The organism is Candidatus Chloroploca mongolica (assembly GCF_004762035.2).
Classification (GTDB): domain Bacteria; phylum Chloroflexota; class Chloroflexia; order Chloroflexales; family Chloroflexaceae; genus Chloroploca; species Chloroploca mongolica.
The window spans coordinates 239,733-263,961 of the sequence record NZ_SIJK02000001.1; the positions used below are offsets into that span (position 1 = coordinate 239,733).

Consider the following 24,229-nt stretch of genomic DNA (forward strand, 5'->3'; position numbering starts at 1 on the left):
GTCAGATGCCAGCAAAGCTGGCATCTGACACCTGAAGTATTTATGATGTCCAGTTGCCCCCAGGGATTTTGCGCAACTGCCCGGCCCGGATCTGCGCCAGCATCTGGGTGCCAACAACATAGACCCAGGCGCGATACGGGCCGTGTTCCGTCAGAACATCCATGATGATGCGCTCGTAGAGATTCTGGGTGCCACCAACAAGATACCCTTCGAGCCGATCAAGATCCTGAAGCACGAGTTCATAGACCGACGGGCGTAACGTAATCAATGTCCCAAAAACCTGTTCCTCAGGGCGGGCGAGATCAGACTCAAGGACGAGAAACGGGTACGGCCCTTCGGTAAAGAGCGTCCCCTGATCAAGCCACGCAGGCACTTCGGCAATCGTCTGGCCCACCAGATAGCGGGCATAATTCGACTCGCCCGGCTTGAGCGTCCCATAGACAAAAAAGGGCAATTGCATCACGGCTTTCCTATCAACCCCTGCTCTTCAACACGAAAATCCCCGACCAGCACACAATGGTCGCTGCCATACCATTGACAATCAGTGCTCACCTTGAGTGGCCGCACACCTGGTGCGGTAAAGAAATAGTCAATGCGCAGCAAGCCAAACGGCACCTGCAGCGTCCCTGGCCGCCACGAGGCTCCAAAGCCACGGCCAACCGCCCGATGCACGTCAACCAGCCCATGCGCCAGATCGAAATAGGCCTCTTCGCGTTCCGTCACATTCATATCGCCACCAAGGATCAGCGGATCGCCCGTCTGCGCCCGGATCTCATCAACAAAACGACGCAGATCGACAATTTGCGCATCGCGTGGCCCTTGATTATAACAGCGCCACACAGCACAGTTGGTGCCAAAGGTTCGTGGCGGAATAGGATGCGCATTGACGACGCTCAGCGTATGCCCCTCGATGCCGAGGCGCGCCCAGATGATGCGCGGCATATCCCAATGAGCCTCGGTGAATTGTGGTACCGACGCCTCAATGATCGGGTACCGGCTAAAGATCGCCATCCCTGGGGCCGTGGTATACGAACCGATAAAGTGATAAGGATACTGCGTCGTAAGCCACTCGGTCACCACAAAATCCTCGCCAAGCATCTCCTGCACCAGCAGAATATCGGGCTGATAGGCTTCCAACTGTGCCTGCAATTGCTCAGGCGACACCCGCCCATAAAAGAGATTCCAGGTCATGATGCGCACCTGTGCTTCCGTTGTGGCGGGAGGTGGCGCAGAACCGACATGGAAGGCAGGCGGATAGACGATCAGAAAGACCGCGAGCGCCGCCCCCAGGGCCAGCCGGAGGAACGACAGGCGCACCAGCACCGCCAGCGGCAGCAGCAGCAGCAACGGAAGAAACAGAAAATGCGCAAAGACCTGGGTCAGCGCCATGAGCCCGGTGCGCTGCGGCGCAATCAGCGCCACCAGCGTCAACCCGATCAGCCCTACTGGGTAGAGCGCCAGCAAACCATCAAGCACACGTTGTCGTTGTCTCCGCCGTTGCACTGTCATCCTAGCCTAACCAACCGCTTTCAGTTCGAGCTACTAGCCCCTATACTATAGCAGATCCTCCTCGGCTGAGAAAAAAGTCCGCTACGCGGACTTTTTTCTCAGCCAGGTAGTCAACGAAAGGATCAATTCGCTTGCAACAAAACCTCCCCCGCAAGCGTCGCATCATCCAGATTTGAGGAAATAAGGAGGAACAGCAATGGCTCGTTTGACTATTTTTCACGACATCAACCGGACGCATCGCTCGGGGCGTTTTGAAGAAGAGGATGTCTCAACGATCTTCGGGGATGTGCGGTTGAACCTCGTGCGCAAACCGGCTGAGTATGGCGAACACACGATGCGCGTGTTGACCGTCTTTGGCGATGTGCAGTTACGTCTCGCGGAGGATGTCGGCCTGAAGATCGACGGCTTTGCGCTCTTTGGCGATGTCGAGGTCGAGACGCTTAGCAGCGACGACCGCGCAAGTGGCGGGGCCGACTACATCAGCGAAAATTATGACACCGCCCCGGTACGCCTCAACCTCAATGTCACCACCATCTTTGGCGACCTCGAAATTATCCGGCTGCCCATCGGCAGCGAAGGGCCGGCCCTGTACGAAGGCCAGACCACCCGGCTCCCTGGCGAGCTTGATTAAACCCAGCCTCGCACGCCAAAAGCCAGTCGACAAACCTTGCCTCGCACCCCAAAAGCCAGTCGACAAACCTTGCCTCGCACCCCAAAAGCCAGTCGACAAACCTTGCCTCGCACCCCAAAAGCCAGCTCTGCTGGCTTTTGGCGTGCGAGGCAAGAGATCGCTACTGCAAACTGGTCACCAGGCCAGTATACTTTTCAACCAGAACGCGGGCCTGTTCTTCGTTGTAGCCTTCAGCGATGACGTGGAAAAAAGGCCCATCGGGGTCGGGCAGGATCAACACCCACTCGTTGCCGAGATCGATTTTCATGCCATCAACCTGCTCGGCGCGGCGTTCAGCGTACTGCTCATTGAGGATGCGCATCACCTTGCCCTTCGATTCCCAGCGACACGGAACTCGACTCTGCGCCATATAATAGGGTGGCAACTCGGCGAGCACCGCGCTAAGGCGAGCCTCGGTGAGCGTCAGCAGTTCCATGAGTTTGACAATCGCGAACATCCCGTCGGTAATCGGATAAAACGCAGGGAAGATATAGCCCCCGGTTCCATCGCCAAGCATCAGCAGATCGGGTTGTTGCGAAGCAGTCTGCATCAACGCGCCCATCGTGGCACGGGTACGCAGAATGCGCCCCCCATACCGCTCGGCAATCTTCTCGAAGGCGCGGGGGGCCGTCACCGGCACCGCGACAGTGCCACCGCCGTGGGCCTGCATAGCCATCGCGGTAACAGCCGCCAGGGCGCGCAAGGGGTGCAGCCGCACACCCTTATCATCAACGAGGAAAATCTTCTCGCCGCCACTATCGAGCCGCACCCCCATACTCGCCCCGACGACGGGCGTAATCTGGGTCAAACGCTGTACCGCTGCCTCAAACTGCGCCGTTGTTTGAAAGACCATCTGCTCATCGGGATTGACATTCAACTCAACCGAGTCAACCCGATAGCGCCGCAGCATTGGCGAGAGAACCATACTAGCGCTTGTATTAGCATAGTCAATCACCAGGTGAAAACTCCGCCCGATCATTTCGAGCGCATCAGGCCGCAGCGCCTTGAGAAAGGCGGACGTATAGGTTGAGGCAATTGCATCGCCATAGCGAATCCGTCCGATCTCATCAAGATAGGCCCGGCGAAAATCTTCACGAAAGAAGGTATTTTCAATTTTGCGCTCAACGGTTGACACAATATCGAGGCCACGCTCATCAAAGAACTTGACTTCAACGACCCGGTTATCATAGGGGGAGAGCCGCACGTGGATGCCGCCAGAGGCATTGATCGCCCGGGTGTAATAGCGCGCCACCGGGATGGGCACGTTTTGCAGGTCACAGACATTGATGCCAGCCGAAGGCAGACCGGCGACAAGCGCCCGTTTGAGCATCCGGGGGGTATAGTGGGCATCACGGTTGATGGTTACCGTCGAACCACGAGTCAAAGTAGCACCAAAAGCGGCACCGAGCTTGGCGCATAATTCAGGAGTGATTTCAATATTAACCAGGCCAGTCACACCATAGCGCCCAAAAAGCACCCGGCGGCCCTGGCTCCCCCAGATAATGCTGCTACTAACGGTTGCGCCCTCATCAACCTCTTTGCTGGGCCAGATCTTCACATTGGGCTGAATCACCGCCCCGGCCCCGATCTGCACGCCATCGCCAATCACAACCCCTTCAAAGAGCATCGCCCGCTGACGAATATTGGACTGGCGCAAAACAATCGCGCCCCGCAGCTCGGCGCGTTCACCAACATAGGAATTGCGCCAGATGATCGAACGATCAATATTGGCGCGGGTATCAATAATCGTATAATCACGGATCACCGATGGACCATGAATAATGACCCCGGCCTTGATCTTGGCCCCGTGCCCAAGATAGATCGGCCCGTGAAGCTGGGCATCAGGGGCGATTTCGGCGTCGCCATCAACCCAGACATCACCACCAATATTGTGCCCGAGACGCGGCAGATTGACCTTACCACCAAGGTAATCGCCACACGCTCGCATATACTCTTCGATCGTGCCAACATCAGTCCAGTACCCACTTGTCACAAAGCCCTGAATGCGGTCGCCACGCTCGATCATGTGCGGGAAGATATCTTTTGACCAGTCCGATGGTTTGCCTCGTTCGATATAGGCCAGCACCGACGGATCAAGCACATAGACGCCGGTATTGACGGTGTCGGAAAAGACCTCGCCCCAACTCGGCTTTTCAAGAAACTGACGAACATTCCCATCTTCATCAATAATCACCACACCATAATCAAGCGGATTATCAACGCGATAGAGCGTAATCGTCGCCTGTGATTTTGTCGTGAAATGATGATCAATAATCTTACTCAGATTAAAATCGGTCAACGCATCGCCAGAAATGACCAGAAAGGGCTCATCAAGCAGATGCTCAGCATGCTTGACGCTCCCAGCCGTACCAAGCGGCATCTCCTCGAGGGAATACGTAATATTCACGCCATAGGCACTGCCATCGCCATAATAATCCTGAATCGCATTGGCGAGGTATTGAACCGTAATGATAATATCGGTAATGCCGTGGATTTTGAGGAGTTCGATAATATGCTGAATCACCGGACGATCTACCAGTGAGACCATCGGTTTGGGGCGATTAATGGTCAGAGGTCGCAGGCGGGTGCCTTCGCCACCTGCCATGACGACGGCTTTCATGGCTACTCCACAGGCTATTCCGTTACTCTGCGAGGTTATGCGGACGGCAGAATTGCCGTATCTGAAGTATACACGTTCTTAAGAGGGGCCGCAAGGAGGGCGATGGCCTCTTTAGGGCTACGCTGAAAATGAGGGAACCAAGTTCCCTCATTTTCAGCGTAGCCCTTTTAGATTACAGATTTTGGATTGCAGATTGCCGCGCATGACGTTCCAATGAGCTCCGACGGGGCCGATCCCTTGCCCACGGCAGCAAACACGCTGCCACGGATGCGTTTCACGCGTCATCACCAATCCATTTGTCGTAGCCATCTTCAAGCATATGATATCGACCGTGCGCCCACTGGTAGAAATGCTGCCAATTCACCATGGGCTGTTCGCCATCAATATGCACCACAACGCCCGCTTCGACCGCACGGCGTATCGCTCGGAGTTTTTCGACGAGGACCCCCCAGTTATTCGGGTATCCCATCGATGATCGCTCCTCATATAATGCATCAAGTTCACGGATATATTCATCTGAAAGCGCGTAATCCTGCTTGGGAATGGAGATCTCGAGGCCACTTTTCGCCATGGCGAGCGCGAAATGCTCGTTGCTTTCAAGCATGGTCGCGATAAATGCTTCTTCAAAACCAAAGAATGGGGTTGCCCACCCTTGTTGTTTTGCCCAGATGCGTAAGGCTTGCGCAGGCGGCCACGTGATGTGCATGTGGCCGTGACGATGCGCTGCCTGGGCAACATCCCGATCTTCCACGTTGGCCGCCCGGAGTGCCCAGTTCGGTAGCTCTTTGTTCATAGAATGCTTTCCTTTAGGCGCGGAAACCCAGGACGTTTACGCCTGGGTTTCCGCGCCCTGCTTTCGCCCGCTTTCGCGCACGCTTACGATGCGCGCACCTACCGCCTGATGAGCCTTGACCGCGTGAGTCTCAATACGCTGACCGGGCGTGTGGTTGGTCAGTTTGTCCTGGGCGAGTTTCAACGGCGTTACCTGTACGACACGAGTTGGAAGGTGGGGGGCGCGGAACTGGTGCAGCGTGACGGGCAGTTCTCCCTGCACATTACGCAGACCAAAGCCAGTCCGAAGCCCGATGAGCCGACCGGCTTCCTGGGGGTTGATTTCGGGATCGTCAACCTTGCCGCTGATAGTGATGGTGAGACGTAGAGCGGCGAGGATGTGAAGCGTAATGGTGCTGCGCCACCTTCGGGTGGAGGAGCGAGCACAAGCCCAACAGCGTTAGCGTTGGGTATCTGACACCGCATTACCCCACCGCCATCCAATGCGGGGCGATGTGCGTTGTAGGGGCGCAGCAGCCCATGGCCCGCCCGTCGGCAACCGGCCCCTCTCATCGCTGCTGCGCCCACGGGATTGTCGATGACGCAAAGGCGCAAAGGCGCAGAGAGATCTGACGCAAAGGCGCAAAGGCGCAGAGAGATCTATTATACAGAACTTTGCGCCTTTGCGCCTTTGCGTCAAAAACCGGGCTTCCGGTCGTGTTGCGGACAACAACACGGCATGGTATACTCACCCCGATATTCATGGGGACGTGGCGGAATTGGCAGACGCGCATGACTTAGGATCATGTGCCGCAAGGCGTGCGGGTTCAACTCCCGCTGTCCCCACCATAACAAACCTGGGCCACTGCGCCTCTGGGGTGGCTTGCAAATGTTGATCGTGGGGCGAAGGAGGGTTGCAGGCAAGCCAGGTGCAACCCTCCTTCGCCCATCACTATCTCAGGTGCAATCACATGACGATTCTTGTCACCGGCGGGGCCGGTTTCATCGGGAGCCACGTGGTCGATGCGTTGTTGCAACGTGGTGAGCAGGTTGTCTGTCTCGATAATTTTGTGCCCTACTACGATCCCGCTCGCAAGCGCCACAATCTGCAGTGGGCGAGTCAACAGCCTAACTTTACCCTGGTCGAAGCCGATCTCCGTGATGCAACGGCGCTCGCGGCGCTCTTTGCGCGCTATGCGCCCTCGCGGATCATCCATTTGGCCGCCCTCCCTGGGCCACGCCCTTCGATTGAAAATCCGCCCCTTTACGAGCAGGTCAATGTCGGGGGAACGGTCAATCTGTTGCAACTTGCGTGTCGCTACGAGGTCAAGAATCTTGTGCTCGCGTCAACCTCGTCGGTCTATGGCAAGACCGAGAAGATCCCGTTTGTCGAGAGCGATGCAACCGATCGTCCGCTTTCGCCTTATGCGGCAACGAAAAAAGCCGCCGAGGTGCTGGCCTATACGTTCCACAGCCTCTATGGGTTGCCGGTCTCGGTTGTGCGCTTTTTTACCGTGTATGGGCCGCGGGGTCGGCCCGATATGACGCCCTATCTCTTTGTCGAGAAGATGGTGCGCCAGCAACCCTTTGTGCTCTTCAACGGGGGGGTGCAACTCTTTCGCGATTATACGTATATTGATGATATCGTTGGCGGCATCCTGGCCGCGCTCGACCGGCCGCATCCCTACGAGATTTTCAATCTCGGCAATGCGAGTCCCGTCGAGATGCAGCAGTTTGTGCGCTTGCTCGAAACAATTACTGGCCTGCAGGCGCAGATCGAGGTGCGCCCGTTGCCCGCGACCGAGCCGCCCCTGACCTTTGCCGACACGAGCAAGGCCGCTCGCCTGCTTGGCTATGCCAGTAGCACGAGCGTAGAGACTGGACTCGAACGCTTTTGGCACTGGTATCGCGAGGTTATCCTCTAGGAACAATACCTTGCAAAGAAGGCGATTGTTTTGACGCAAAGGCGCAAAGTTTTTAGCGTACGTGAGCGAACCCTTCGCGCCTTCGCGTGAGCTTATTTGAAAAGTATTGCCTTTAGGAAGGCTCTATGCAGATCTTCGTTACTGGCGGGGCCGGTTTCATTGGCTCGCATCTTGTCAAGCTCCTTGTCCAGCAAGGCCATACGGTGCATGTCTTTGACGATCTGAGCAGTGGTCGTCGCGAGCGGATCAGTGGGTATGGCGAGGCAGTCCAGTTTACGCGAGGCGATGTCTGTGATGCCGAGGCGGTCGCAGCGGCGATGCACAGGGCCGACCTGGTTTTCCACCTCGCCGCGATGGTCTCGGTGGTCGAGTCGGTCGAACATCCGCCCCAGGCCTATGCGACCAATGTGCTGGGAACAGTGCATGTGCTCGAAGCGGCCCGTCGTCACGGGGTGCAACGGGTCGTGCAGGCTTCGACCTGTGCCGTCTATGGCAATACCGAGCAGTTGCCGGTGAGCGAGCAAACCCCGGTGCAACCGCTCTCACCGTATGCCAGTACCAAGCTCGCCGCCGAACAGGCCGGTCAGTTGTACCACCATCTCTATGGGCTAGCGACCGTCGCGCTACGCTTTTTCAATGTCTATGGGCCGGGGCAAGATCCGGCCTCACCCTATGCGGCCGTGGTGCCCCGCTTTGTCGCTGCGCTTCGGGCTGGCGAGCAGCCACGTATCTTTGGCGACGGTTTGCAATCACGCGATTTCGTTTTTGTCGGCGATATCGTACAGGCGCTGTGGACAGCGGCACGCAGTGATCATGTGGCCGGGGGCGTCTTCAATGTTGGCACCGGACGCCAGGCGAGTGTCGGCGAACTGGCTGCCTTGATTGGCGCTGCCTTGCAGGTCAAGGTCGAGCCGATCTTTTTGCCCCCACGTGCCGGCGAAGTGCGCCACTCGCGGGCCGATGTGACGCTCTTCGCGGAACGCACGGGCTACCATGCGACCACGACGCTGGCCGAGGGCCTCAACGCAACAGTCGCTGCAATGCTTTGATCGGCAAGGGTAGCGGCATCATCACGATGGCGCGGTTGAAGCCGAGGTTCGCCCAGGTTTCGAGCGTTGCGTCCGGTGCTTCAGCCAGATCATGCCAGTGGGCATGGATCGACAGATCAAAGTCAGCCCGATTGCGCCCAACGTCGGCCAGCGTTGCCTCGAGGATCGCCAGTAACTGCGGAAATCGGTCGCGGAAGCGCCATTCCACATTGAACCCGCCCGCGTACCGTGCGGCCAGGCGGGTCAACGCTGGGCTGCGTCCGCCCACAATAATGCGCGGCGGCGTATCGAGCCGGGGCGACGCAATCGCGCCCTTCAATTGATAGTGTTGCCCCGCAAAATCCACCGGCTCGCCCGTCCAGAGCGCCGGAATGATCTGGAGGGCCTCTTCGAGGCGGCCCGTCCGGGTGGCACGATCACCCTGGTCAATGCCAAAAGAGATCTGCTCAGCGGCAAGCCCGCCGGCACCGAGGCCGAGTTCCAGGCGACCATCGGCGAGCTCGTGCAACGTCGCGGCAACCTTCGCCAGTCGCGCCGGGTGGCGGTTGGTATTATTGGCGACCAGCGGCCCGAGGCGAATCGAGCGCGTTGCTTCAGCCAGCCCGGCGAGCGTCGTCCAGCCCTCGAGTACCGCCTCACGCGGATCATTCCACGACACATAGTGATCCCAGACCCAAAGCGAATCGCAGCCAAGCGACTCGGCGGCCAGGGCTGCCGAACGGAGTTCTACGTACCGCACACCAAACGTGGGAAGACAAAGGCCCAGGGGTAACATATGCGCTCCTTGCATACGTGTATGTGTTATACTCATCAATGCTGTGCTGCGTCTAGCAGCAACGGTGCTCTCGCATCCAGTGAAAGGTAATCGAAGGTAATCAAGGAAACTTTATGAGTCAGTCACGTTCCAAAAATCCTGCCCCTCAACGGCCGGCGAATCCCATGCCCGGTGTCTTCTCGGCAGTCATTGTGGTTCTTGTCCTCATTCTTGTTGGCGCGGTTCTGCTCAACCGTTCTGGTGGGGGAAGCGCCTCGGTCGCACCAACGGCTGAACCCTCAGTTCCTGGCGAGACCCAGGCAACCCTGCCAACGGCTACCACCTACACCTTTAGTGCGCCGCCACCCTTGACCATCGATCCTGCCGGCAATTACCTGGCGACGATCATTACGCCACGTGGTGCGATTATCGTTGAACTCTTGCCCGACATTGCCCCGCAAACCGTCAATAACTTTGTCTTTCTGGCCCGCAACGACTTCTATAATGGGCTGACCTGGCACCGCGTATTGCCTAGTTTTATGGCCCAAGGTGGCGACCCCTCGGGTGATGGGACAGGTGGCCCAGGGTATAGCATTCCCGGCGAATTCACCGATCAGATCCTCTTTGATCAACCCGGCCTCCTCGCGATGGCCCGTTCAGCCGATCCGGATAGTGCTGGCTCGCAGTTCTTTATCACGACCGGTGCTGCGCCACACCTTAATAGCCAGTATACAATCTTTGGGCGCGTCATTGAAGGCCAAGAGATCGTCAATGGCATTCCGCTCCGTGACCCTCAGAACCCCGCCGACCTCAGCCGTCCCGGTGAGATGATCCTCGGGATAACGATTAGCGAAGAGTGAGCCGATGCTCCCGATCCCTCCGTTAATAACGATCAGTGTCTTTCGCCGCAACTATGGGCTGCGGTATACGGATTTGCCCGTGGATCACCGTGACGAACACGACGTGCTCATTGATTGCACCGGCAACTATACCCGACCCACGCATTATGATCTCCGCCCTGGTGATCTCGTGCGCTGGAAACATGAAGAACGTTTTATGGAAGCCGTCATTCAAGCCGTCTCTCGTGAGCCTGAAGCAGTGCGGGTGAGTCTCACGGGGGCGCACCTGTTGCCCGAGGATTTCTTTCCGTATTAGCTTGTTTCATCAGCACAATACCCGGTTGAGCACATAGTCTAGATATCTTGCGGGAGGTAGGAGCTTGCAGCGCACGTATCATCGTTGGCACAGCCCGTCGCTTGGGCGTGAGATGGAACTGGTCGTGTTTGGGCATAGTGGGGCACCGGTCATTGTCTTTCCGACCTCACACGGGCGTTTCTATGAGTTCGAAGATCGTCAGATGGTCGCTGCGCTTGAGTATCAGATCAACTCGGGTTGGTTTCAACTCTTCTGTGTTGATAGTGTTTTTGGGGAGAGTTGGTACAATTATGCGGTTGATACTGATGCGCGGATGTGGCGCGAAGAGCAGTACGAACACTATTTGTTGACCGAGTTGCTACCGTTGATTCGTGCACTGAATCCGAATCATTTCTTGATCGCCACCGGCTGTTCGTTTGGGGCGACCGAGGCCGTCATTTTTGCCCTGCGTCACCCTGGCGTGGTCAATCGCGTCATTGGCATGAGTGGTCTCTATGACCTGCGTCGCTTCTTTAGCCACTATACCCAGGGCCTCTATTTTCATAATCCGGTTGATTTTGTGCCGAATATCGGTGATGCCTGGACACTCGATCGCCTGCGCTCGACCGAGATCATCCTGGTGACTGGGCGCGACGACCCCAATGCCTGGTCGAACGAATTGCTCTCAAGGCAACTCTGGGAGCGCGGCATCGGCAATGCGCTCCGGCTCTGGGATGGCTGGTGCCACGACTGGCCCTATTGGATGCAGATGATCAATCGGTATATTGGTGGTCATCCCTAAAGGAACGCCTATGCCTTCCCCTTCCCAACTCGCACAACTGCAAGCCGCAGTTACGGCACGACGCGAGACGTTGATCGGTTTTTTACGTGAACTCTGTGCGATCCCAAGCATGGAGAGCCAGCTTGGGCCAGTCGGCGAGCGGGTGGCCGCTGAAATGCGCGCCCTCGGCTTCGCAGACGTGCGTTTTGATGTGATGGGCAACATCCTCGGGCGCATGGGGCACGGGCCAACCGTGATTGTCTATGATAGCCACCTTGATACGGTTGGTATCGGCGACCCGAATGCATGGCAATGGGATCCTTTTGAGGGCAAGATCGAGGACGGCGTGCTCTATGCACGCGGGGCCTGCGACGAGAAGGGTTCGACCCCTGGGATGATCTATGGCATTGCCCTGGGGGTGGAACTCGGCCTTATTGATCCTGACCGCTTTACCATGTACTACTTTGGCAACATGGAAGAGTGGTGCGACGGCATTGCCCCCAATAGCTTTGTCGAAGTTGACCCCAAGATCCGCCCTGATTTTGTTGTCATCGGCGAGCCAACCTGTATGCAGGTCTACCGCGGCCACAAAGGGCGACTCGAACTAAAGATCACCGCCCGCGGCAAGAGCGCCCACGCTGCCTTGAACCACCTTGGCGACAACGCGATTTACAAATTGCTCCCGATCATCCAGGCGATCAGCACGCTCGAACCTGCACTGGGCGATCATCCCTTCCTCGGGCACGGCAAAATCACCGTCAGTGACATGCACGTCAAAACCCCTTCGCTCAACGCCGTCCCCGACGAAGCCACGATCTTCATTGACCGTCGTATGACGTTTGGCGAAACCAAAACGATGGTCGTGGCGCAACTCGAAGCGCTGATCCCTGCCGAGCAGCGCGACAGCATCGTCATCGAAGAACTCTTCTATGACGAGCCGAGCTACACCGGTTTTGTTTTTCCCGTCGACAAATATTTCCCGGCGTGGGCGATCGAAGAAGAACATCCCCTGGTGCAGGCTGGCCTGCACGCCCGCGAGGCCATCGGGTTGCCCGCCGCACCGGCAGGCAAATGGAACTTTAGCACCAACGGCATCTACTGGGCGGGCAAGGCCGGTATTCCCTCGATCGGCTTTGGCCCTGGTGACGAAGTTACGGCCCATACCACCAACGATAGCGTCAGCCTCGACGAAGTGGTTCAGGCAACTGCCTTTTATGCCTTATTGCCGGCCTTGCTCTAAGACCAATACCTTGCACATAAGGTTGACCCGTGTTGACGCAAAGACGCGAAGGCGCGAAGGTTTGATGTATCTGGATGCACAGCTTTGCGCCTTTGCGTCTTTGCGTCAACCAATCAGTTTTGTTTGCAAGGCCCCACCGTTGGGAGGGGGGGAGTAGCAGATCCAGGAGAATGACAAGCAATGCAAACGAACCTACGCGGACGCGACCTCATCACGACTCAGGAATGGACGAAAGACGAAATTGATACGATCATCGAGCTGGCGATGGATCTCAAGCGTGCCCGGGCCGTCGGGCGCGAGCATAGCTACCTGCGCGACAAAGTGCTTGGCATGCTCTTCTTCTTTAGCAGCACGCGGACCCGAGCGAGTTTCGAGGCGGGCATTGCCCAACTCGGCGGCCACGGGGCCTTCATTGATAGCGTCACAACGCAGATCAGCCACGGCGATACGGCCCGTGAAATCGGCGAGATCTATGGGCGCTACTTCGATGGCATTGCGATTCGCCAGTGTGACTGGGGCGTCGGCAATGCCTATATCCGTGAGGTCGCCGCGGCGAGTCGGGTTCCTGTCTTGAATATGCAGTGCGATATCTACCACCCCTTTCAGATCCTGGCCGATCTGCTGACGATCATCGAGAAAAAAGGCGATCCACGCGGCAAGACGATTGCCGTCAGTTGGGCCTACGCCAGTAGCTACCAGAAGCCGCTCAGCGTGCCCCAGGATCTCATCCTGCTGATGGGCCGGTATGGGATGAATGTGCGCCTTGTGCATCCGCCTGAGTATGCGCTCATGCCTGAGATTGTCGACCAGGCCCGCGAAAATGCGCGACGGGCTGGCGGAAGCTTCCAAATCATGGACAATATGGATGATGGCTTTGCCGGGGCCGATATTGTCTACCCGAAGAGCTGGGGGTGTTGGCTGACGACCGAAGATACTGCGGCCAGTGCGGCGATTGGACACAAGTATACCAACTGGATCGCCGACGAACGACGGATGGCGCTCGCCCAATCCGATGCGATCTATATGCACTGCCTCCCCGCCGACCGCAATATCGAAGTCACCGATGCGGTACTTGATGGGCCACAATCGGTTGTGTATGATGAGGCTGAAAATCGCCTGCATGTGCAGAAAGCCGTGATGGCCCTGACAATGCGCTAGACGAAGGGATCTCGTTATGGCCGATCTTACCGTCGAAGTCTGCGGCCTCCGCTTTCGCAATCCGGTCTTGCCAGCGGCAGGGCCAAATGTGCGCGATGGGCGCATGCTGACCGAAGCGGCGCACGGTGGCGCCGGCGGGCTCGTTGCCAAGACGATCTCGGTTGATGCGGCCCCCGTGCCAATGCCGCATATGGCCGAAGTACGCGGCAGTATGCTCAATACCGAACTCTGGTCGGAAATGCCCCCCGAACGCTGGCTCTCCTATGAATACGCAGTGGCCCGTCGCGCCGCCGACGAGGCCGGGATTCCCTTGATCCTGAGCCTCGGCTATAGTGGCGAGGAGATCGCCCAGCTTGCGCCGCTGGTGCGCCCCTGGGCCGACGCGGTTGAGCTTTCGACCCACTATCTCGGCGAGGATGCGACGCCGATGATCCAGGCGATTGCCGCCGCCAAAGCAGCCCTTGATGTCCCTGTTTTTGTGAAGATGAGCCCACTTGGGCGCGAGATGCGGGCGGCCGCACGGGCAGCGCAGGACGCCGGGGCCGACGCGATTGTGGCGACCAATTCGCTTGGCCCGGCCTTCGGGCTCGATATCGAGACAGGCTACCCCTTGTTGGGGGGCAGCGATGGCTATGGCTGGCTCTCGGGCCCAGCGATCAAGCCTCTGTCGGTGCGCTGTGTCTATGACATTGCGCAAGCGGTTGACCTGCCCATCATCGGTGTTGGTGGGATCAATCGTGGTGAGGACGCAGTCGAATTCCTGATGGCCGGCGCGAGTCTCGTGCAGGTCTGTACCGCCGCGATCATCCGTGGCTCGACCGTCTATGGCAAAATTGCGAGCCAGCTTGGCGACTGGCTTGACCAGCACGGCTATCCATCACCTCATGCTATTCGCGGCCTGGCGATTAAAAAAACTGTTCCGTAGGGTGTGAACGACGTGTGCTGATGATGTGACGCAAAGACGCAAAGGCGCAAAGGCGCAATGTCTGGCGTCTGTGAACGACGTGTGCTGGCATTCCCGGGAGCGAGGGCGTCCCGCCCTCGAACACACCCACAGGGCGGCGCAAGACCGGAAACCGTCATCGTTCCTTTGCTGGCTTGCTTACTAGCGAAGCAGTGGGGGTGAGGGCTGTCGCTCTCACCAAGAATACGTTTGAGGGCGATAGCCCTGACATTGTGGAGGAGCCAGGCTATGGCCGATCTTTCTGTTGAACTCTGCGGACTCACCTTTCGCACGCCGATTATGCCCGGTTCGGGGCCGAATGTGGCCGATGGGACACTGTTGCGGGCTGCTGCCGAGGGTGGTGCCGGCGGGTTGGTGACCCATACCGTTTCGACGTTGCCAGCCCCCGCGTTGACGCCCTATCGCGAGGTGCGCGGCGGGATGCTCAATAATCAACTCTGGTCAGCCCACCCCGTTGAACGCTGGATCGACCGTGATTACGGCGAGGCCCGTGCGGCGGCGCACGCGGCTGGCATTCCGCTTATCATCAACATTGGGTATACTACCGCCGAAATCGCCACGCTGACCCCGAAGGTTGCTCGGTTTGCCGATGCGCTTGAGCTGTCACTCCACTATGCACGCACCTCGGGCGATCTGATGACCGATCCGGCTACGGCAGCCTATGCCGCCGCGCATCAACCCGCCGATTATCTGAGCCGCAGCCCCGAGATGCTCTTTGAGACGATCCGTATGGCAAAACGCCTGGCCCCGCTCCCCCTCTTCGTCAAACTCCCGATCCTTGGCAACGAACTGGTGGCGGTGGCACGGGCATGTGAAGAAGCAGGGGCTGATGCCATTGTCGCGGTCAATGCCTTTGGCCCATGTATGAGCATTGATATTGAGACCGCCGAGCCGGTGCTGACTGGGGACGGGATGGGTTGGTTGTCGGGGCAGGCGCTCAAGCCGCTGGCTTTGCGTTGCATCTTTGATCTTGCCCGCGCCGTCTCGCTTCCTATCATCGGCTGTGGTGGCGTCAATCGCCCCGAAGATGCGGTTGAAATGCTGATGGCCGGAGCCAGTGCCGTGCAAGTCTGCACCGCCGCCCTCCAGCGCGGGCCAAACATCTATGGCAGCCTCGCCGCTGGCGTAGAGGCCTGGCTTGATCAACGAGGCTATGCCTCGGTGCAAGCCATTGTGGGCCTCGGGGTGAAGCGCTGGCGCACCCTCGTTGCCCATCGCCAGAGCGTGCCTGTGCTCTACCAAGAGGAGGAGTGCATTGGCTGTAAGCTCTGTGAACGTAGCTGTCATTATGATGCTATCTATATGGTTGATAAACTTGCCGAATTCAACCCTGAGCGCTGTTTTGGCTGTGGCCTCTGTGTGACGCGCTGCCCAACCGATGCGCTATTGATGCCGCAGGTGACCCAGAGTGGGGTGCTGCATCCGCTGTTTGGAACGTCGGTGGAAGCCGGACGCGGTGGCGCTGGCCATGCCATTGAAACCACGGGGAGACAGGTATGACCCTTTCGCTGCGCACTCCTGCCGATCTGTTTGCCGAAGAGGATGACACGTTGCTTGCCACTGGCATCGCCGTAATCTGGGCCGATCCCGCTGGTTGGGGCGGCTGCTTTGAGCCTGAGACACCCGTTGAGGCGCTGCGCGAAGCGCTTGGCGCCGCCCCGCGCCGGGTACGCCTTGCCACTGATGACGGACGCCTGCTCACCGGCACCCTCAGCCTCTCCACCTTCCTCGCCGACGGCGTCCATCCCATCAACATCGAAGGCCACGGAACCTTTGATAGCGCAGGGTTTCACGCCTTTTCTGCGGCAGCGTTGCAAAATGAGTAGTGTGTAACAAAAGTTTTCTACTCTCGGGATTGGCTTCGACAAGCTCAGCCAACGAAAGTTTTCTGCTCTCGGTAGTGGCTTCGACAAGCTCAGCCAACGTTCGACAAGCTCAGCCAACGTTCGACAAGCTCAGCCAACGGCGGACGATGGGCGTTGCGAACGGACGGAAGCTGAGCCTGTCGAAGCTCCCGTTGGGATCAAGAAACGTAGGTTACACACTAATGAGGAGCCTGTGAACGAAATTCCCTCATGATTTTACGCAAAGACAAGGTTTCAGAAAGCGCCTTTGAGCGTGACCGTTGTAGTGCCGACTTTAGTCGGCCTCAGCCGACTAAAGTCGGCACTACGTAGGGCGCAAAGGGTTTTGTGACATTCCTGGGAGCGCGGGCGTCCCGCCCGCGCTCCCAGGGTGCGAAAGCGAGGAGCAAGCGATGGATCCAGCGACAACCTATACCCTGATCGTCAATGGTCGCCCCTGTGAGGTCACCGTCACACCTAAAACCACGTTGATGCAGGTGCTCCGTGAGCAGCTGCATCTGACGGGAACCAAAGATGGCTGTTCGACCGGGCATTGTGGCAGTTGCATGGTGCTGAAAGATGGCGAGCCGGTACGCTCGTGTCTGGTGCCGATGAGACGTGCTGACAACGCAACGATTACGACGATTGAGGGGGTGCGTCAGCCTGATGGCAGCCTCCACCCCGTGCAGCAAGCCTATCTTGACCAGGGGGCGACCCAGTGCGGTTTCTGTACTCCTGGCTTTGTTATGTCAAGTATAGCACTGCTCGCACAGAAGCCTGATCCAACCCTCGAGGAGATCTACGCGGCGCATCGCTGGAACATCTGCCGTTGCACGGGCTACAACGCGATTATTCGTGCCGTGCAGCAAGTCGCGGGGCAGCCATTGCCGCCGCCGCCCCCCGTCAAAGCACCGTTGCAGGTGGTCAGCCAGTATGTGCCACGCCCTGATGGTGAAGCGAAAGTGGATGGCACTGGCCGCTATGCTGCCGATCTTTTTGTCGAGGGCATGTTGCATGCGAAAACGCTGCGGAGTAGCGAAGCCCATGCGCGGATCGTGAAGATCGATCCAACTGCTGCCCGCAACCTGCCCGGGGTCGTGGCCGTTTTGACTGCCGACGATATCCCAGGGCGCAAAGACTGCGGGGTTCACGAGATCGACTGGCCGGTGCTCTGTTACGACAAAGTGCGCTATGTTGGCGATGCCGTCGCGTTGGTGATCGCCGAGAGCGAGGCGCTCGCCGACGCTGCCCTTGGTTTGATCAGCGTGACCTATGAACCCTTGCCGCTTGTCACTGGCCCCAAAGAGGCCGCCGCCCCCGGCGCACCGCTGATCCATGAGGGCCGCGAGCAAGGCAATTTCCTGGCGCACTACAACCTTGAACTCGGCGATGTCGAGGCCGGCTTTGTCGCCGCCGATGTCATCATCGAGCGCGAATATCGCACCCAGACCGTTGAGCACGCTTTTATCGAGCCCGAGGCGGGCCTGGCGGTGCCCGACGCCAATGGGCGCATCACTGTCTACTGTGGTGGGCAGATCCCCTTCAACGATCGCAAACAGATCGCGGCGACGCTCAATCTTCCCGAAGAACGCATCCGCGTGGTCAATTGTCTGATCGGCGGGGCCTTCGGCGGCAAAGAGGACGTCTCGGTACAGATCCTGGCGGCGCTGGGCGCACAGGCCACCGGTCGCCCAGTAAAAATGGTCTTTAGCCGGGAAGAGTCATTGCGAGTGCATCCCAAACGCCACGCCACGATCATCAGGATGAAGACCGGGGCGAAACGTGACGGCACCCTGGTGGCGCACGAGGTTGAGATCTATGGCGATGGCGGCGCCTACGCGAGCCTCAGCGGGCACGTGATGCTGCGCGCCACGACGCACGCCGCCGGCCCCTACGAAGTCGCGCATGCACGCGTCAATACCTATGCGATGTACACCAACAACGTGCCCTCAGGGGCATTTCGGGGCTTTGGGGTCACGCAGAGCGGCTTTGCGATGGAGTGTCAACTCGATGTGCTGGCGGAAGAACTCGGTCTCGCACCACTTGACATCAGGCGCAAAAACATCCTAGCCTATGGCAAACAGACCCTGGCCGGCCAGGTGCTCACCGAAAGCTGCGGCCTCGGTGAATGCCTGGAACTCGTCGCCGCTGAGGTAGCGCAGCGACCTGTCATAGCAAGCGACGGTGACAAACGGCGCGCGTGGGGCTTTGCTTGTGCCTACAAGAACACCGGCTATGGCAGCGGCGCCTACGATGCCGCCGGCGCCGAAGTTGAACTCTTTGCCGACGGACGCGCCATTGTGCGGGCGGGCGCAGCGGAAATCGGACAGGGCTTGCCAACCGTGCTGGCCCAGATCACCGCCGAAGAACTTGGCGTGCCGTATAACCAGATCGAGGTACTGCTCGCCGATACCGACTTGACCCCCGACGGCCAGGCGACCACCGCCTCGCGCCAGACCTACGTGACGGGCAATGCGGTGCGTCACGCTTGTCAAGAACTACGCACCCTGTTGCGCGGGACTGCCGCCGAAATGCTTGATGCCGCCCCTGACAGCCTGATCTTTGCCGAAGGATGCGTACGGAGTGGCACAAACAGCGCCCCACTGAGCGAAGTCGTGCGCGTGGCCCGGCACGAAGGGCGCACCCCCAAAGTCGGCTATCAATACGTCGCCCCAAAGGTCGCCCAGTACCAGCATGTCGCCTTTGGCTTCGCCGCCCAGGCCGTGCTTGTTGAAGTTGACATCAAAACCGGCGAAACCAGGGTTCTGGACGTCATTGCGGCCAGCGACGTTGGGCGTGCGATCAACCCATTGGGCTTGCAAGGCCAGATCGAAGGCAGCATCTCGATGGGGTTGGGCATGGCCTTGCAAGAGGACTTCGTTATGGAAGAAGGCCAGGTCAAAACCGACACCCTGCACAAATGCAAACTCCCCCAGATCAACCAGACCCCTGCGGTCACCCTCTTCTTTGTTGAAGACGAAACGCAGGAAGGCCCGTATGGCGCCAAAGGCGTCGGCGAACTCAACTCGATCCCAACGGCACCAGCGATCATCAACGCCATCTACAAAGCCACTGGCATCCGCTGCTACAGCCTGCCTGCGCACAAAGCTTGGCTGAAAGCAGCCTTAGAGGCAACACCTTGCACATAAGGTTGCCCCGTGTTGGCGCAAAGGCGCAAAGGCGCAACGCATTACCCTCGACTCGGAGTGCCGACTGACGTCGGCACTCCGAGTCGAGGGTAAAAAGGAACAAGCATATGCTCATTACAAACGCGACCGTCGTGACATGTGATGCCGATCAGCGGGTGATTCCTGTTGGTGCGGTCTATTATGAAGAGGATCGGATCGTGGCGGTTGGCTCGATGGCCGAGCTTGAGGCGGCCTATCCTGCGGTTGAGCGGCTTGATGCCCATGGCAAGCTGGTGATGCCGGGGATGATCTGTGCGCATACCCATTTTTATGGGGCGTTTGCGCGCGGTATGGCGATTCCAGGGCCAGCCCCGGCCAATTTTATGCAGGTGCTTGCACAGCTCTGGTGGAAGCTGGATCGGGCGTTGACGCTCGAAGATTGCCAGTATAGTGCGCTCGTTGGTCTGGTCGATGCGATCCGCCACGGGACAACGACGCTGATCGATCACCACGCCAGCCCGTCGGCGATTGATGGTTCGCTGGATGCGCTTGCTGACGCGGTGACAGCGTCGGGGCTGCGGGTGGCGCTCTGTTATGAGGTGACTGATCGCAATGGACCAGAGGGAAGTGTCGCCGGGTTGGCCGAGAATGTGCGGTTTCTGCGCCGCTTGCGTGAGCGGCCCGATCCAAAGCTTGGGGCCGCCCTGGGTTTGCACGCTTCGTTTACCCTGGATGAGGAAACGCTCACCCGTTGTGCCGAGGCAGCACACGAGCTTGAGGCGTGTGTGCATATTCATCTCGGAGAAGACCCGGCGGATCAGGCCGACAGCCTGGCGCGTTGTGGCAAACGGGTCGCCGCCCGCCTCGATGACTATGGCTTGCTTGGGCCAAAGACATTGGCTGCGCACGCCATCCACGTTGACCAGGGCGAACTCGAATTGTTGCAGGCTACCGGCACAATGCTGAGCCATCAGCCGCGGAGCAATATGAATAACGCCGTTGGCACCGCCGCCATCGAGCAGATGCTCGCAATGGGGTTAACGGTCGGGCTTGGCAACGATGGCTTCACGAACAACATGTTCACCGAAATCCACGCCGCCTACCTGCTGCACCGCGCCAGTAGTGGCGATCCGCGCACCTTGCCAGGGGATCGCCTGCTGAATATGGCTGTGGCAACCAACGCTCGCATTGCCTCGCGTTTCTTCCCGCAGGCGGTCGGGGTGCTGGCACCGGGGGCCGCCGCCGATCTAATCCTGCTCGACTACTACCCCTATACACCGCTCACCAGTGGCAACTACCCGTGGCAGATCGTCTTTGGCCTTGACGGTAGCCAGGTGACACACACGATCTGTGGCGGCCAGATGCTGATGCGTGACCGCGAAATCCTCACGCTGGACGAAATTGCCATTGCCGCCCATGCCCAACATCTTGCCCCAGCGATCTGGGATCGGGTCGCGTCCCTATAACAGTGAGCGTTGTGTGCGCTCAGGCCAGCATAGCTGGCCTGGGCGCACTACTTTTCAAATAAGCTCACGCGAAGGCGCGAAGACGCGAAGGGTTCGCTCACCTACGCGAAAACCTTTGCGCCTTTGCGTCAAATAGACAAGCCTTTAACGCAATTCATACGTCAACTGCACCTGCGCCGTGATCACCTGCTCGCCGGGTTGCACCGGGACTGGAGCACCAAGAGCTTCGCCGCGGGCACTCATCGCCATGTCGAGCATTGGGAAGGGCGAGGCCGAGCCGACGTTTTCGGTGATAACCAGCACCGTTCCGAGGGTTGCACCGCTGGTACGCGCCATCTGATCAGCCCGGTCGCGCCCATCAAGGATGGCGGCATCGCGAGCCTGGGCCTGGGCCGTCTTGAGATCGCTCAGGCCAAAATTGATCCCGTAGATCCGATTGGCCCCTGACTGCACAACCTGATCGAGCAGCGTGCCGGCATTATCGAGATCGCGGATCGTCACCATCACCATGTTGCTGACTTGATACCCTGTCACCGCACGGCCATTGGTATCATAGGTTGGTGAAATCGAGAAGCCGCTCGTCTGCAGATCTTTGTCGTCAATGCCAAGCTGCTTCATCTGATCGATGATCGCCTGGGCCTGCGCCGTATTCTGCGCCAAGGCCTCCTGGGTTGTTGGGGCACTTGTTTCGACCCCAATCTGGACGGTCGCCATATCGGGGGCCACCCGGACTTCGCCATTGCCAATCACCGTAATCTGGCGCATCCCGGCAACCCCTGCTTGCGCCTGGGCTGGGGTTGGTTGTTGCAGACTCATCGCGGCAAAGGCACCCCCGGCAAGGGCCAACACCAGCACGGCCCCGAGTAAAACCCCGATCAGGGTTGTTGAACGTGTTTGCATGATTGTTTCTCCTCTTCTATTTGAAATTCCTGGGGCACGGCGGCGCCGTGCCCGCACGGTGGTAGGGGCACGGCACCGCCGTGCCCCTACCGGCGCCACCGTGCCCCTACCGGGTCGGCGCAACGGTTGGTGGTTCGCCGACGGCATTTTCACAGAGCCGGAAGGCATCTCGGCTATCGACGCGGTAATCGTAGAAAACACCGGCTACATCAAAAACAACATGGTAGCCCTCAACGAGGGCCTGGGTATACATCATGCCTGGCTCGGGGCAGCCCAGTGAGCCATCCGACCAGACAACAGCCTCGTCGCGGACAACAACAATCGCCTCGCGCTCGGCACCTGTTCGGGCGATCACATCGGCCAGCAAGCGTTCCAGCAACTCGGCGGGGGCCTCACCCGTCACCGGCGGGGCCGTTGGTGGGATAGGCACTGGCGTTGCGCGTGGTTGTGGTGGAAGCGTTGCCTCGGGGACAGGCAGGGCCTCAGGGATGGGTGTACCTGTCGCTGGTTCAGGCGCAACTATTGTTGGCACGCCCGGTGCTGTACCGGCATCGAGACTCCCACATGCCGTGAGCACAAACAGGGCGATAATTATCAGACCAGATAAACGCATAGCAGACCTCCCTTTCCTATGCTTCTCTTCATAGGGTAGGACGTTGTGCCACCGCGATTCGTTCCGCCTTCATTCGCGAAAAAAAGTCAGCTACGCTGACTTTTTTTCGCGAATGAAGGCTTCCTCAACGTATCTTTTTGCCACCACCAGCGGTAGATCAGTCGGGCGCTAGAAAGAGGTGTTATGCTGATCCGCCTTGTGATAGCCTGGTTGTTAGGCATTGTTATTGCTGACATCCTAACCCCATCACTCGTGTTGATGTGGAGCATTGCGGGGGGCGCGTTGCTCGGTGTAGGTCTGTTTCGCCGGCAGCCGAACCTACGCCTGATGGCACTACTGGCACTCGTGGGGAGCCTGGGCGGGCTTCGCTACCAGACCGCGATCCCTCCCCCTGGGGCGGATCATGTTGCGATGCTGATTGGCCGTGGTGAGCAGACAATGATCGGCTGGGTTGCCGCTGATCCGCGGCGCAGCGATGATGGTCAACGGCTTGTCTTGCAGATAGAGGCAGTCCGCGTAGGAGACCAGGCCCGCCGGGCCCAGGGCCTGGTGCAACTTACGGTGGCACCGTATCCAGCTTACCGCTATGGACAGCGCCTGCTCGTCACTGGAGCCTTGCAACAACCGCGGCCTGCCGAACGTCCAGGAAGCTTCGATTACCGCGCCTATCTAGCGCACCGGGGCATCTTTGCGATCCTCAACCAGCCAGCGAAGCTTACCGTGCTCGAGGGTGACGCAGGATTGCCCCCACTGCGGATGCTGCTGCAATTTCGCGAGCATTGCCGCCAGTTGATGATCCGCATGCTCCCTGAACCGCAGGCGGCCATCGGGGTCGGCATTCTGCTAGGCATTCAATCGAGCATCCCGGACGAGACCTACACCACCTTTTCGGTGACCGGCACCAGCCACATTCTCGTCGTCTCGGGCTGGAACTTCACGATTGTTGCCACGTTGCTTGCAGGCGTCGCCACACGGCTCCGTCTGGGGCGCGGATCAGCCCTCGGTCTCGCCCTGAGCGTCATGTGGATCTACGCCTTTTTTACCGGTGCCTCAGCGGCGGTCTTACGAGCCGCAGTTATGGCAAGCCTGGCGGCAATTGGGCGGGCGGCGGATCGTGAGCGCGAACCGTGGCACCTGCTGGCGGGCGGGTGTGGTTTGCTTACCATCGCCGACCCGCATGCCCTCTGGGATGTTGGCTTTCAACTCTCGGCGCTGGCGACGGCGAGTCTATTTGCGTTTGCCCGCCCCATCGAACAGCGGCTCGCCCGTCACCGTCCCTTTAGATGGGCGGTCTTCGCCCCGCTCAGCGAAGCCTTCACGGCCACCATGGCGGCACAGGTACTGACCTTACCCTTGATCCTCTACCAATTTGGCAACCTGAGCCTCGTCGCCCCGCTCGCCAACATTCTGCTGGTGCCGATCGTGCCGTATGCGATGGCTGCATGCACCCTGGCCCTGCTCGCCGGATTGATCTGGCTCCCCCTGGGGCAATTCCTCGGCCCGATCGCGTGGCTCCCGGTTGCGTGGTTGACCGAAGGAGCACGGATACTTGCCATGCCCGCGTGGGCGGCGACCCAGATTCCGCCCTTTCCGCTCTGGATCGTGCTCGGCTCCTATGGGATCATTCTTATAGGCTGGATGCGGCGCCGAAGGAGCGTGCCTTGAGCGGGTTTAGCAACACGAAAGGCCAGCAATGCTGGCCT

22 protein-coding genes and 1 tRNA gene are annotated in these 24,229 nt (G+C 58.9%); 16 read left to right on the forward strand and 7 right to left on the reverse strand.

Going from position 1 to position 24,229, the window contains the following annotated elements; translation table 11 throughout:
• Nucleotides 1-40: 40 nt before the first annotated feature.
• Nucleotides 41-460 (reverse strand): gamma-glutamylcyclotransferase family protein, encoded by a 420-nt coding sequence (locus EYB53_RS01125; protein WP_135475837.1) that lies wholly within the window; start codon nucleotides 458-460, stop codon nucleotides 41-43.
• On the reverse strand, nucleotides 460-1,476 hold the full coding sequence (locus tag EYB53_RS01130; protein WP_167857190.1) for an endonuclease/exonuclease/phosphatase family protein: 1,017 nt from the start codon (nucleotides 1,474-1,476) through the stop codon (nucleotides 460-462). Before EYB53_RS01130 ends, EYB53_RS01125 begins: the two co-directional genes overlap by 1 nt.
• Before the next feature lie 229 nt (nucleotides 1,477-1,705).
• On the opposite strand from EYB53_RS01130, the gene EYB53_RS01135 reads away from it, so the two are divergent.
• Nucleotides 1,706-2,140: a LiaF domain-containing protein gene (locus EYB53_RS01135; protein WP_135475841.1), complete on the forward strand. Its 435-nt coding sequence runs from the start codon at nucleotides 1,706-1,708 to the stop codon at nucleotides 2,138-2,140.
• Between the two features lie 160 nt (nucleotides 2,141-2,300).
• Here the strand turns inward: EYB53_RS01135 and EYB53_RS01140 are convergent, their stop codons facing one another.
• Entirely contained in the window at nucleotides 2,301-4,799 is a 2,499-nt protein-coding gene (locus tag EYB53_RS01140) for a mannose-1-phosphate guanyltransferase (protein WP_135475843.1), read from the reverse strand.
• A 274-nt stretch (nucleotides 4,800-5,073) separates the two neighbouring features.
• Nucleotides 5,074-5,592: a hypothetical protein gene (locus EYB53_RS01145; RefSeq protein WP_135475845.1), complete on the reverse strand. Its 519-nt coding sequence runs from the start codon at nucleotides 5,590-5,592 to the stop codon at nucleotides 5,074-5,076.
• A 108-nt stretch (nucleotides 5,593-5,700) separates the two neighbouring features.
• Here EYB53_RS01145 and EYB53_RS01150 point away from each other — a divergent pair, with 108 nt between their 5' ends.
• The 4 genes from EYB53_RS01150 (at nucleotide 5,701) to EYB53_RS01165 (ending at nucleotide 8,544) form a co-directional block, all read left to right on the forward strand.
• Nucleotides 5,701-5,958, forward strand: coding sequence for a hypothetical protein (locus EYB53_RS01150; protein WP_135475847.1), 258 nt, complete (start codon nucleotides 5,701-5,703; stop codon nucleotides 5,956-5,958).
• 376 nt (nucleotides 5,959-6,334) lie between these two features.
• Nucleotides 6,335-6,419: transfer RNA gene (locus tag EYB53_RS01155), tRNA-Leu, on the forward strand.
• Nucleotides 6,420-6,541: 122 nt separating this feature from the next.
• A complete protein-coding gene (locus EYB53_RS01160; protein WP_135475849.1) occupies nucleotides 6,542-7,495 on the forward strand; it encodes a GDP-mannose 4,6-dehydratase in 954 nt (317 codons plus the stop codon).
• 125 nt (nucleotides 7,496-7,620) lie between these two features.
• Nucleotides 7,621-8,544, forward strand: a complete 924-nt coding sequence (locus EYB53_RS01165) for an NAD-dependent epimerase/dehydratase family protein (protein WP_135475851.1) — start codon at nucleotides 7,621-7,623, stop codon at nucleotides 8,542-8,544.
• Here the strand turns inward: EYB53_RS01165 and EYB53_RS01170 are convergent.
• Complete coding sequence (locus tag EYB53_RS01170) at nucleotides 8,516-9,319, reverse strand: LLM class flavin-dependent oxidoreductase (RefSeq protein ID WP_167857191.1); 804 nt, start codon at nucleotides 9,317-9,319, stop codon at nucleotides 8,516-8,518. The two genes, EYB53_RS01165 and EYB53_RS01170, sit on opposite strands and share 29 nt — an antisense overlap.
• 113 nt (nucleotides 9,320-9,432) lie before the next feature.
• On the opposite strand from EYB53_RS01170, the gene EYB53_RS01175 reads away from it, so the two are divergent.
• The 10 genes from EYB53_RS01175 to ssnA all read left to right on the forward strand — a co-directional run bounded on the left by EYB53_RS01175 (nucleotide 9,433) and on the right by ssnA (nucleotide 21,013).
• Complete coding sequence (locus tag EYB53_RS01175; protein WP_135475856.1) at nucleotides 9,433-10,158, forward strand: peptidylprolyl isomerase; 726 nt, start codon at nucleotides 9,433-9,435, stop codon at nucleotides 10,156-10,158.
• Nucleotides 10,159-10,162: 4 nt separating this feature from the next.
• Complete coding sequence (locus EYB53_RS01180; RefSeq protein ID WP_135475857.1) at nucleotides 10,163-10,453, forward strand: hypothetical protein; 291 nt, start codon at nucleotides 10,163-10,165, stop codon at nucleotides 10,451-10,453.
• Between the two features lie 64 nt (nucleotides 10,454-10,517).
• Complete coding sequence (locus EYB53_RS01185) at nucleotides 10,518-11,234, forward strand: esterase family protein (protein WP_135475859.1); 717 nt, start codon at nucleotides 10,518-10,520, stop codon at nucleotides 11,232-11,234.
• A 10-nt stretch (nucleotides 11,235-11,244) separates the two neighbouring features.
• On the forward strand, nucleotides 11,245-12,453 hold the full coding sequence (locus EYB53_RS01190; RefSeq protein ID WP_135475862.1) for a YgeY family selenium metabolism-linked hydrolase: 1,209 nt from the start codon (nucleotides 11,245-11,247) through the stop codon (nucleotides 12,451-12,453).
• A 180-nt stretch (nucleotides 12,454-12,633) separates the two neighbouring features.
• Nucleotides 12,634-13,611: an ornithine carbamoyltransferase gene (locus tag EYB53_RS01195; protein ID WP_135475864.1), complete on the forward strand. Its 978-nt coding sequence runs from the start codon at nucleotides 12,634-12,636 to the stop codon at nucleotides 13,609-13,611.
• A gap of 16 nt (nucleotides 13,612-13,627) precedes the next feature.
• Nucleotides 13,628-14,536, forward strand: a complete 909-nt coding sequence (locus EYB53_RS01200; protein ID WP_135475866.1) for a dihydroorotate dehydrogenase — start codon at nucleotides 13,628-13,630, stop codon at nucleotides 14,534-14,536.
• Between the two features lie 267 nt (nucleotides 14,537-14,803).
• Nucleotides 14,804-16,075, forward strand: a complete 1,272-nt coding sequence (locus EYB53_RS01205; RefSeq protein ID WP_135475868.1) for a 4Fe-4S binding protein — start codon at nucleotides 14,804-14,806, stop codon at nucleotides 16,073-16,075.
• Nucleotides 16,072-16,401 (forward strand): hypothetical protein, encoded by a 330-nt coding sequence (locus tag EYB53_RS01210; RefSeq protein WP_135475870.1) that lies wholly within the window; start codon nucleotides 16,072-16,074, stop codon nucleotides 16,399-16,401. The genes EYB53_RS01205 and EYB53_RS01210 overlap by 4 nt, the downstream gene beginning before the upstream one ends.
• Nucleotides 16,402-16,832: 431 nt before the next feature.
• Entirely contained in the window at nucleotides 16,833-19,568 is a 2,736-nt protein-coding gene (locus EYB53_RS01215) for a molybdopterin-dependent oxidoreductase (protein WP_135475873.1), read from the forward strand.
• A 107-nt stretch (nucleotides 19,569-19,675) separates the two neighbouring features.
• The gene (ssnA, locus tag EYB53_RS01220; protein ID WP_135475875.1) at nucleotides 19,676-21,013 is read left to right on the forward strand and encodes a putative aminohydrolase SsnA; all 1,338 of its coding nucleotides are present in this window, start codon (nucleotides 19,676-19,678) and stop codon (nucleotides 21,011-21,013) included.
• Nucleotides 21,014-21,157: 144 nt separating this feature from the next.
• Here the strand turns inward: ssnA and EYB53_RS01225 are convergent, their stop codons facing one another.
• Both EYB53_RS01225 and EYB53_RS01230 read right to left on the reverse strand, forming a co-directional pair.
• Nucleotides 21,158-21,913, reverse strand: coding sequence for an SIMPL domain-containing protein (locus tag EYB53_RS01225; protein WP_135475877.1), 756 nt, complete (start codon nucleotides 21,911-21,913; stop codon nucleotides 21,158-21,160).
• Between the two features lie 106 nt (nucleotides 21,914-22,019).
• Entirely contained in the window at nucleotides 22,020-22,526 is a 507-nt protein-coding gene (locus EYB53_RS01230) for a DUF8738 domain-containing protein (protein WP_135475879.1), read from the reverse strand.
• Between the two features lie 183 nt (nucleotides 22,527-22,709).
• Between EYB53_RS01230 and EYB53_RS01235 the strand changes: the two genes are divergently transcribed.
• Nucleotides 22,710-24,191, forward strand: coding sequence for a ComEC/Rec2 family competence protein (locus EYB53_RS01235; protein ID WP_135475881.1), 1,482 nt, complete (start codon nucleotides 22,710-22,712; stop codon nucleotides 24,189-24,191).
• Nucleotides 24,192-24,229 lie beyond the last annotated feature (38 nt).